This is a genomic window from Hymenobacter sp. H14-R3 (genome assembly GCF_030063445.1).
Lineage (GTDB): Bacteria > Bacteroidota > Bacteroidia > Cytophagales > Hymenobacteraceae > Hymenobacter.
In genome coordinates, this window is the sequence record NZ_JASITD010000052.1 from 1 (window position 1) to 7779 (window position 7779).

6 protein-coding genes are annotated in these 7779 nt (G+C 63.9%); all 6 read left to right on the plus strand.

Translation table 11 applies throughout. From position 1 onward, the window contains the following. The first annotated feature begins 67 nt into the window (after nucleotides 1–67). The 6 genes from iscX (at nucleotide 68) to QMK33_RS23010 (ending at nucleotide 7244) form a co-directional block, all read left to right on the plus strand. Nucleotides 68–304, plus strand: coding sequence for a Fe-S cluster assembly protein IscX (iscX, locus tag QMK33_RS22985; RefSeq protein WP_283566971.1), 237 nt, complete (start codon nucleotides 68–70; stop codon nucleotides 302–304). A gap of 107 nt (nucleotides 305–411) precedes the next feature. After that, the gene (locus QMK33_RS22990; RefSeq protein ID WP_223651647.1) at nucleotides 412–606 is read left to right on the plus strand and encodes a cold-shock protein; all 195 of its coding nucleotides are present in this window, start codon (nucleotides 412–414) and stop codon (nucleotides 604–606) included. Between the two features lie 118 nt (nucleotides 607–724). Further along, on the plus strand, nucleotides 725–1681 hold the full coding sequence (locus QMK33_RS22995) for a geranylgeranylglycerol-phosphate geranylgeranyltransferase (RefSeq protein ID WP_283566972.1): 957 nt from the start codon (nucleotides 725–727) through the stop codon (nucleotides 1679–1681). Nucleotides 1682–1960: 279 nt separating this feature from the next. After that, complete coding sequence (locus QMK33_RS23000) at nucleotides 1961–4429, plus strand: TonB-dependent receptor (protein WP_283566973.1); 2469 nt, start codon at nucleotides 1961–1963, stop codon at nucleotides 4427–4429. A gap of 130 nt (nucleotides 4430–4559) precedes the next feature. Further along, complete coding sequence (locus QMK33_RS23005; RefSeq protein WP_283566974.1) at nucleotides 4560–5783, plus strand: BamA/TamA family outer membrane protein; 1224 nt, start codon at nucleotides 4560–4562, stop codon at nucleotides 5781–5783. Between the two features lie 225 nt (nucleotides 5784–6008). After that, nucleotides 6009–7244: a glycosyltransferase family 2 protein gene (locus QMK33_RS23010; protein ID WP_283566975.1), complete on the plus strand. Its 1236-nt coding sequence runs from the start codon at nucleotides 6009–6011 to the stop codon at nucleotides 7242–7244. The last annotated feature ends 535 nt before the right edge of the window (nucleotides 7245–7779 follow it).

Below are 7779 nucleotides of genomic sequence, written 5' to 3' on the forward strand. Positions count from 1 at the left end.
GCCCCCGCCCCCCCCCCCCCCCCCCCCCCCCCCCCCCCCCCCCCACACCCTCCTACCCAATTAAGAAATGAACCATTACGAGCCGCCCATTCAGTGGGCCGACCACGAGGATGTGGCCATTGCCCTGTACGAGAAGTTCGGCAACGACTTTACGGAGGCCAAAATCTACCGCATTCGCTTCACCGAGCTTATCGACTGGGTGCTGAGCCTGCCCAACTTTGAGGGCACCCGCGAGCAGGCCAACGAAGGCCACCTGGAGCAGATTCAGGCCAAGTGGGTGTACGAGTGGCGTGACCATCAATAAGCTGGCTAAACCCCACGGGCGACCCTGCGTATGAGAGCCCTAGGGCCCAGCTAGCAGCCACAGGCTAGTTAAGGGGCCGGTAGTGATTTCTTTTTTTGGCCGAACACATGAAAACCGGGACTGTAAAATTCTTCAACGAAGCCAAGGGCTTCGGCTTCATCACTGACGACACCACGAAGGAGGATTTCTTCGTGCACATCACCGGCCTCAACGGCGGGCAGATTCAGCAAAACGACCGCGTGGAGTTCGAAACGCAGGAAGGCCGGAAGGGCGTGAATGCCGTAAACGTGCGCCGCGTGTGAGCCCAGGCTCCTGCTGCGTAAGTAGCTAAAACGCCCCTGCCGGTTGCCGGTGGGGGCGTTTTGCGTGGTGGGGGTAGGGGCCGCCGTATCTTCGGCAACCTTACCTGCGCCCCGCCCCATGCCTACTGCTCCGCTGCCTGCGCCCGCCGCCGGCCCGCCCCCACCCCGGAGCGGCGAGGAGCAGCTGTTGCCCGGCCCCGGCCAGGGTGGCCGCCTGGCGCGGGCGCTGCCGGGCCTAGTGCGCTGGCCCAACCTGGCCATTATGCTGCTGAGCCTGGGGCTGGTGCGCATTATGCTGCTGCCGGGCCAGCCGCTGCGCGCGGTGCTGGCCCCGCGGTTTGGGCTGCTGGTGCTGGCGGCGCTGCTGGTGGCAGCGGCCGGCTACATCATCAACGACTACTACGATGTGAAGATTGACGCCATCAACCGGCCCGACCGGCTGGTAGTGGGGCGGCTGCTGCGGCGGCGCCACGCCATGCTGGCCCACGTGGTGCTGAGCGGGCTGGGCGTGGGGCTGGCCGGGGTGCTGTCGTGGCGGCTGGGAACGGTGACGCTGGGCGCGGCGGCGCTGCTGTGGGGCTACTCAGCGCGCTTCAAGCGGCTGCCACTGGTGGGCAACCTCAGTATTGCGGCGCTCACGGCGGCGCTGGTGCTGCTGCCGGCCCTGCTACCCGCAAGCGGAGATTTCAGGCTGCCTAAAGCCGTGTGGCTCTATGCGCTAGCGGCATTTTTGCTGACGGTGGTGCGCGAAATAGTGAAAGACCTGGAGGATATGCGCGGCGATGCGCAGCACGGCTGCCGCACCCTGCCGCTGGTGTGGGGCGTGGCGCGCAGCAAGTGGGTGGCTGGGTTTTTCCTGGCTTGCCTGCTGGCGCTGGTGCTGGGGGCGGCCGGGCAGCTGCTGGCCTGGGGCCGCTGGCCGCTGGCCGCCTGGCTGCTGGTGCTGGTGCTGGTGCCCCTGCTGGAGCTGGCGCGCCGGCTGGCCCGCGCCGACCGTCGCCGGCATTTTCGGCAGCTTAGCGCGTGGTGCAAAGGCATTATGCTGGCGGGCATTTTGAGCATGCTGCTGGTGTAGTCACTGGCGCCCGCCGGGGGTGGGGCCGTTTGCTATCGGCAGTAGAGAAAAAAGTAGTTAGGGTTGGTGAGCTACCGTTGTGCTTTGATTACGAGCGCGCAACAGGCCATAGCTAGTCACTTGGTTTATAGGGTTGGCAGTGTCATCTTTGCACTTGCCGTACAGACTGTAATAAGTAAGTAGAATAAGGCAAAGGAGCTTTTATGCTTTTTGCCAGGGAGGATATTTTTGTTCTGGGCGGTAGGTGCACTATTTTCTTACATCCTATCACGTTCTTATATGGTTGTTTTTACCCTGCCCCGGCTTGCCCGGCTGGGTTCTTGGCCCGCGCTTGCTGCCTTGGGCTGCCTGGTGCTGGCGGGGCCATTGACCACCCGGGCACAAACGCGGGCCGCCGTGAGCGGCCAGGCTACCGGCCCGGCCGGCCCCGTCGAGTTTGCCACCGTTACGCTGCACCGCGCCACCGACTCGGTGGCGGTAAAAACCGAGTTTAGCGATGCCAGCGGTGCCTTTCAGCTAGAGGCGGTGGCTGGCCCGCGCTACTTGGTATCGGTGGCGCAGGTGGGCTTTGCCCGCGCCTGGAGCCCGGCGTTTGAGCTGCCGGCGGCCGGGCTGGCCCTGGCGCCCCTGCGGCTGGCAGCCAGCCAAGCCACGGCCCTCAAGGAAGTAACCGTGACGGGCCGCAAGCCGCCCTACGAGCGCCTGGCCGACCGCACCGTGGCCAACGTGGCCGATAGCCCCCTAGCGGCCGGGGCCACTACGCTCGACGTGCTGGGCCGCTCGCCGGGCGTTACCCTCGACGCGGGCAACAACCTGAGCCTGCGTGGCCGCCAAGGCGTGCTGGTAGTAGTAGATGGCAAGCGCGTGCCCCTCACCGGCCAGGAGCTGGCCGACTACCTGCGCGCCCTGCCTGCCCAGCAGGTGCAAAGCCTAGAGCTAATTACCAACCCGCCCGCCAGCTACGATGCGCAGGGCGGGGCGGGTGTAATCGCTATTAACCTCAAAAAAGACCAGCGCCTGGGCCTCAATGGCAGTGCCAACGTCAGCTACGGCCGTGGCGAGCTGGGAAAGTTTACGGGCGGCGGTAGTCTCAACTACCGCCGCCAGAAGCTCAACCTCTACGCCAACTACGCCTACGCCGACCGCCGCAATTTTCTGCGCCTCGATTTCGACCGGCAGTTTGCCGCCACGCCGCAGAACCCGGCCAGCCGCACGCTGCAATACAACGACCAGGCCTCGCAGCTGCGCTCGCACACCGGCAAGGTGGGCCTCGACCTCAACTTGAGCAAGCGCACGCTGCTGGGCGTGTCGGTGAGTACGCTGGTATCGCGCACTACCTCCAATACGCCCAGCGCTACGCAGGTTTTTGACGGGGCCGGCCAGTCCACCGGCCGCTATTCGGCCAATGCGGCCCAGGACATCAACCGGCCCAGTGGCAGCCTCAATCTTAACCTGCGCCACGCATTGGCCGACTCGGCCAATGCGGGCTTCATCACCTTCGACGCCGACTACGCCCGCTACCACACCACCCGGCTGCTGGCGCTCAATACCTACTTTGAGGCACCAGCCCGGCCCACCAACCTGCTCAGCGGCGACCAGCGCAGCAACGTTGATATTGGGGCGCTCAAGGCCGATTTCAGCCAGCCGCTGCCCCGCCGGACGCGGCTCGATGGCGGCGCCAAAGTAACGCGGGTGGCGTCGGATAGCGACGTGGGCTTTGCTAATACCGTAAGTGGCGTTACCACCGCGGCTCCGGACATTTCCAACCAGTTTCGGTACCGCGAAAACGTGAACGCCGCCTACCTGAGCCTGCGCCAGGCCCGGCCCAGCACCTCGCTGCAAGCCGGCCTGCGCGCCGAGCAAAGCAACACCCGGGCCGAAACGGTGGGCGGGGCCTCGCGCGTGCGCCACTACATTCAGCTGTTTCCCAGCGTGTTGGTGCAGCATACGCTGAATAAGCAGCACGCACTGGCCCTGGCGGCGGGCCGGCGCCTCGACCGGCCCAGCTACGTGCAGCTCAACCCCATTCGCTCGTACCTCGATGCCACCTCGTACCGCACCGGCAACCTCGACCTGGTGCCCGCCACCAGCTACAACGTGGAGCTGAGCCACACCTACCGGCAAAAATTCACCACCGCCCTGGCCTACGCCCGCACCAGCCAGCCCATTGTGAATGTGGTGCAGCCCGCCCCCGACGGCGGCCAGCTGGTGGTGAACCGCGACGTGAACCTGAGCACCCAGCACTTCTACACCCTCACGCTCACCGCCCCCCTGGAGCTTACCAAGTGGTGGACGGTGTACGCCAACGGCCTGTTTTACTACAACCGATACCAGGGCGCGCTGGCCGGCACCACCCTCGACCGCGGCGGCTTTGCCACCAACCTCACCCTCAACAACAGCTTTGTGCTGCCCCGCGGCTGGGTGGCCGAGGTCAATGGCTTCTACGAGTCGCGTGAAGTATTCCAGTTCCAAGTCATTCAGCCCCGCGGGCAGGTGACGGCAGGCGTGCAAAAAAGCCTCTGGAACAAGCAGGCCACGCTGCGTCTGAACGTGGCCGACATTTTTTACACCGTGCCCACCCGCGTGGCCTCCACCTACAACAACTTCACCGAGAATTATTACCGGCGCGAAGACACGCGCGTAGTAACGGCCGCCTTTAGCTACCGCTTTGGCAACGGCAAAGTGGCCGCCGCCCGCCGCCGCGCCGCCGGGGCCGAGGAGGAGCTGCGCCGCGCCGCCGGGCAGTAGATGAACAACGGATGTGGAAACCTAACTACCTGACCAGGTGTATTTAATTGCTTGCCAAAGCGTTTGTGCGCAAACCGATAGCCGGTAAAATCCGTTGAGGTCTGCACACGCTTCCATTTTATCGTTTTTTATGCGCATTTTTCCGCTACTAGTGGCTGCTTTGCTGGGCAATGCCTTAGTCAGTTATGGCCAGGACCAGCCGGCCACCGGCCCCCCGGTTACCGGCCCGGTTAAGGAAGCCAAGTCTGGTAATAAAATTACTATTTTGCCCGTGCCCGTGCTGTTTTACCAGCAGGAAACCGGGGCCGGCTACGGCCTGGGTGGTTTGCTGAGCGGCCGGCTGGGCACCGACACTACCACGCGCGCTTCCAACGCCCGGGTGCAGTTCTGGACCACCCAGAAGAGCCAGTCGCTTTTGCAGTTTGTGCACACGATATACTCGCCTGGCGAGAAATATTACCTGAACGGCGAAATCAGCTCGTATAAAAACCGACTCTATTTTTACGGGGTGGGCAACGAAGCTCCGCAAACGCAGGATTCTCACCGTTCGTTCGTTGATTTTCAGCTGTTTATCATTAATCAGCGCTTCCAGAAAAGCATTGCTAAAAACCAGTTTCTGGGCTTGCAGTACCGTTTGTCGCGGGTGTTTAACCTAGATGAGGAGCCGGGCCGGGTGGATAAAAACGGCGACGCTATTCCGGTAACCGACCCAACTGACCGGGCGCAAACCAACTACTTTCTGCAAGACACCCGCGTGGGCCTGCGCCAGACGCGCAATTTCAGCCTCTCGGGCCTGGGCCCGGTCTACACCTTCGATAGCCGCGACGTGGCCCTGGCCGCCTCCAAAGGCAATTTGCTCGACTTGCAGGTGATGTTCAACGGCAAGTACGTGGGCTCCGACTACAACTTTGTGCGTTACCAGATTGACGCCCGCCACTACCAGCGCATTTTTAGCGATAAAACCATTCTGGCCGTGCAATTTCTGGGGCAATTTCACTCGGGCGATGTGCCGTGGTATGGGTTGGCCGGCCTGGGGGCCAACTTGGGCGGCACGCTCTACAACAACGCCAACCTGATGCGCGGCATCTACGAGCAGCGCTACCGCGACCGGCAGATGGTGTCGGCCCAGGCCGAGCTGCGCCAGCACTTGTTCTGGCGCATCGACGGGGCTGCGTTCCTGGGCGTGGGCCAGGTGGGCTACAACCTCAGCGACTATAGCTTCGGTGGCCTGCACACAGCCGGCGGCATTGGCGCCCGCTTCAACCTTATTCGCCGCGACCGGGTAAACCTGCGCTTCGACTACGCTTTCGGCAAAGACCCCGGGCTGTACTTCGCCATCGGCGAGGCTTTTTAAGCCAGCCACTTCCTTATTTAGCGGGGCCGCGCCACCAGTAGGGGGGCGCGGCCCTTCTTTTTTGGCTAAAAAAGTTGGCTTAACTATTAATAAGCATAAACAACTGATTAATAGGTATTTATAACAGATTATTCGTGAAAGCTTGGTGAGATTTTTAAGCTGAAAATTAAAATTAAGCCGCGAGTAGTTATCCTGAGCGGGTCGCAGGCGTACACACTTTTCCTTATGGACCAACTAGCCCAGCCAGTTCGCTTCCACGCCGCGCGCGAAGCCATGGCGACCGCCCCACCGGCCCTATTAGCGCCGCCCACCGACGAGCAGCTCCTGCACCAGGCCGAGCGCAGTCTGGCCTGCCAGTTGCCCCCGCCACTGGCGGCGTTGCAAGCCTGCGTCATCATTCCGGCCAAGGATGAGGCCGCCACGCTACCGGCCACCCTGGCCGCCCTGGCTGCCCAAACTACCTTCAGCGGCCAAGCGCTGCCCGCCGGCATGCTGGAGGTTATCGTGCTGGCCAACAACTGCCTGGACCGCACCACCGCCGCCGTGCGCCAGGCCGCGCGCCGCCACCCCAGCTTGGTGCTGCACGTGGCTGAGGTGCAGCTGCCGCGCCCGCAGGCCCACGTGGGCCGGGCGCGCCGCCTGCTGCTCGATGCCGCCGCTCAGCGCCTCGAAGCCACCATTGGCGTCACTGGCGTGCTGCTCAGCACTGACGCCGACACGCTGGTAGCTTCCACCTGGCTGGCCGCCACGCTACGCGAAATAGAGAGCGGAGCCGAAGCCGTGGGCGGCCGCATTCTCACCCAAACGGCCGCCGCCGCGGAGCCTTGCCCCGTGCGGCGCATTCAACTGCGCGATGCCGCTTACCGGGTGCTGCTGCGCCAGCTGGAGGACCTGGTAGACCCCTGCGCCGCCGACCGCTGGCCCTGCCACCACCAGCACTACGGGGCCAGCCTGGCCCTCACGGTGCGGGCCTATCGCCGGGTGGGCGGCCTGCCCGTGGTGCCATTTCTGGAAGATGAAGCCTTGTGGCAGCTGCTGTTGCAACATGACCTGCCGGTACGCCACAGCCCCCACGTGCAGGTGTACACCTCGGCTCGCCGCTGCGGCCGCGTAGAAGTAGGCCTGTCGTGGCAGCTGCGCGAGTGGGAAAATCTGACTGCCGAACAAGCTGAGCCCCAGGTGCCTTGCCCACACGAGCTGGTGCGTGTGTGGCGCGCCCGCCGCCGCCTGCGCGCTTGGTGGCAGCAAGGTGCCCATGCACCCGGCCCCGAGTTGGCCCGCCTGGCCCGCGCCGTGGAGGTACCCACCGCCGGCCTGCTTCAGCAGGCACGCCAGGCTACCTCGTTTGGCCAGCTGTGGCAGTGGGTAGAGGCTACGCGCGGGGCCGTGCTGCCCGTGCCGCTCACCGGGGCTATGCGCGACTTGCGCAACTATTTGCGCACGGGTGTGGCGGGCGGGTAGCCGCAGCGCCTGCCAGGGCCGAATTGCTCGCGTACCGCGATTGCAAAGGCAGTGGCCTGCTGCGGGAGCAAGCAGAAATCCCTTCTCAACTACTTGCCAAAGAGCGGCTGCCCCAGTGCACTCCGCAGTAGTTGCAGGGGTAAGGGTTGCGCATACACATCGGGCAGCGTGTGCTTGCGGAAGGCTTCGGGCAGATTTTGGTAAGAGTCGTAGGCCGGGTAGGCGAATACACCGGTCAGGTCGCGCCGAGGAACGGGCTCCGGGGTGGGTGTCGGCCGGGCCGGTTGGACGACGGAAAAAAGCGGTGCGCAGGCCGCCGCGGCCCGCACCGTGGGGATGGGGGCCGCGGGCAGCGGCCCGGTAGGCAGCCCTTGGCCCAGGCGCGGCTCGCTACCCGGATACTGTAAGTGTATAGTCCCACAAAGTCATGGGTAGGGTCACGAGTGAAGATAGTAGGATTTTTTGTATACTCGGCGCAGACAAACTCGTAGGGGGTCTGGCCCCGTAGCTTTTTGAGCCGCTTAGCCCCGTTATA

Excerpts from the sequence above, each read along its gene's own strand:
- iscX (WP_283566971.1), top strand. The coding sequence starts at position 68 with ATGAACCATTACGAGCCGCCCATTCAGTGGGCCGACCACGAGGATGTG.
- QMK33_RS22990 (WP_223651647.1), top strand. The coding sequence starts at position 412 with ATGAAAACCGGGACTGTAAAATTCTTCAACGAAGCCAAGGGCTTCGGC.
- QMK33_RS22995 (WP_283566972.1), top strand. The coding sequence starts at position 725 with ATGCCTACTGCTCCGCTGCCTGCGCCCGCCGCCGGCCCGCCCCCACCC.
- QMK33_RS23000 (WP_283566973.1), top strand. The coding sequence starts at position 1,961 with ATGGTTGTTTTTACCCTGCCCCGGCTTGCCCGGCTGGGTTCTTGGCCC.
- QMK33_RS23005 (WP_283566974.1), top strand. The coding sequence starts at position 4,560 with ATGCGCATTTTTCCGCTACTAGTGGCTGCTTTGCTGGGCAATGCCTTA.
- QMK33_RS23010 (WP_283566975.1), top strand. The coding sequence starts at position 6,009 with ATGGACCAACTAGCCCAGCCAGTTCGCTTCCACGCCGCGCGCGAAGCC.